This window comes from Sinomicrobium pectinilyticum (assembly GCF_003725735.1).
In the GTDB taxonomy this organism is placed as follows: Bacteria; Bacteroidota; Bacteroidia; order Flavobacteriales; family Flavobacteriaceae; genus Sinomicrobium; species Sinomicrobium pectinilyticum.
Genome location: NZ_RJTM01000221.1, coordinates 1 through 1928, shown reverse-complemented (window position 1 = coordinate 1928; position 1928 = coordinate 1). Strand labels below are relative to the sequence as shown.

Sequence of the window (1928 nt, the reverse complement as noted above, 5' to 3'; positions counted from 1 at the left end):
CTGGTGGCCACAACAGTAGCCAACAACTAATTACTCCCAAAAACCAATGTCGTCTATTTCCCAGAACGGCATAGTCCTCGGTGGTAGCGGGGCAATCCCCACCACAAAAGAAAACAGACCAATAACTGTATAAAATATCACGCCAATCATAACAACTTTGGGAACCAAGGCTTGGGAGTTGTTCGTTAAGCAATTGGTCTAAACCTTGCCTATCAAATTCTTCAATCACAAAATTTATCCCTCCAAATGCGGGAATATTTTTAGATTTTATTACTTTCATATTGGTGTATATGAGCATCACCAATTTAGGTGAAAACACCAAAACCGCAAAGTATTTGTTATCAAATCTTTGCGGTTGTTTTTAACATGAACCTACGGATTTAAGGTACAATCGCGCACCAGCGGGGGCATTATTTTCTCTTTCGTTTGTAATGCAGTTGCATTAGTCCCGTGTCAAACCTTTTTGAATTTACAAGTTCAAGATATTGTTCAGGTCTGCCGTCTTTGAAAAGTCTTGTCCCATTACCAATCAAAATAGGTACAATCGAAATAATAAATTCGTCAATCAGGTCACTTTTCAAAAGTTCATTCACTATTTCTGCCCCTCCGTCACAATAAATATTTTTTCCGCTCTCGGATTTTAGTCGTTGTACTAATTCGGTCAGGTTTCCCGTATAAAAAGTTGTTTTACCAATACTTGGTTTTTCAGTTCTTGTTATAACAAATACATTTCTTTTTCCATTGTCATAATGAGATGAACCGATTTCTTTAAGTACATAATCATAGGTCTTTCTACCAATAATTAAGGTGTCTATGGTGTGTATAAAATTCTCATAACCATAATCTTCTCCTTCTTTTTCTACTAATTTCAAGAAGCTAAGGTCATCATTAGGTTTTGCAATATAACCGTCCAAACTTGTAGCAATAAAAAGTGATAATTTTCGCATTTGTTTAATATTTTAAAGTTTCTGCAAAATTAGTATTGGACTATAATTAATACTTTGGAAAAAAACGACAAATTAAAGTTCTGACGGCGAAAGCCCTGTATTTCGTTTGATTTCGTTGGTAAGATGTGAATGGTCATAGAAGCCACATTCAAAAGCAATGTCTGAAAAACTTCGATTTTCGCTTGAGTTTTTAATTATACTCAAAGCATTCTGAAAACGAATAATGTTTGAATATTCTTTTGGAGAAATCCCTATGTACATTTTAAAATTTCGTTCTAACTGCCGTACAGTTGTGTAATTCCGGATTGAAAGTTCATAAATACTTAATTGTCCTTTTGACGAATGTATATCATTGATTACTGATTGCAGTAGGTTCTTTTTGCTTTTAATTCTATCTGTAAAAAATTGATTGAAATGATTAAGAGGGTCTTTTAAGATTTTCTCAGCATCAAATGAATTGGACTTTTCAAGCTCAACGGTGTTGTCGGTCAGTTCATTTTGAGGCATGTAGTCATAGAAATTAGCAAAAGCTGCAGGTTTGAAGCAAACTCCTAATAAATGTGTGTTGCTGTCAATAAAACTGTCCTTGAAAGAAGTCATTGCACCAACTACATAAGTTTTTCCAAACTCCATAGAAACCAAACCATTGTCCGTGATGCAAGTGTCACCCAAATTTATTACTAAGCCTGCACACCCATCAGGAAAATTCCGTTCCCATTGCCTGTCAGGTTCGTTCCCTTTCAATTCCCAGTACGAATGAATGAAGGGACTTAATTCTTTATAGGGTTTTATTTCTTTGTATTCCATCAGTTTTGTGATGTTGTTATATAATGACCACCAACGCATAAATATACACAATCCCCCTTTTCCAGGCGATACATTCACTTATATTCTCCCATCTGGTGCTCGTTTGTAACGAAAACCCATTTTAATCCGGCATCGGATCAATCTCAAAAGTTGTGGGGAAATTGGGTAAAGGTT

Annotated in this window: 2 protein-coding genes and 1 pseudogene; all 3 read right to left on the bottom strand. The window is 35.4% G+C overall.

What is annotated here, in order from left to right; genetic code table 11:
- A pseudogene (locus ED312_RS24170) lies at positions 1-280 on the bottom strand (hypothetical protein); the annotation flags it as partial.
- A gap of 130 nt (positions 281-410) precedes the next feature.
- Positions 411-947 (bottom strand): dihydrofolate reductase family protein, encoded by a 537-nt coding sequence (locus tag ED312_RS23480; protein WP_123218446.1) that lies wholly within the window; start codon positions 945-947, stop codon positions 411-413.
- 72 nt (positions 948-1019) lie between these two features.
- Complete coding sequence (locus ED312_RS23475; RefSeq protein WP_123218447.1) at positions 1020-1754, bottom strand: helix-turn-helix transcriptional regulator; 735 nt, start codon at positions 1752-1754, stop codon at positions 1020-1022.
- Positions 1755-1928: the final 174 nt, after the last annotated feature.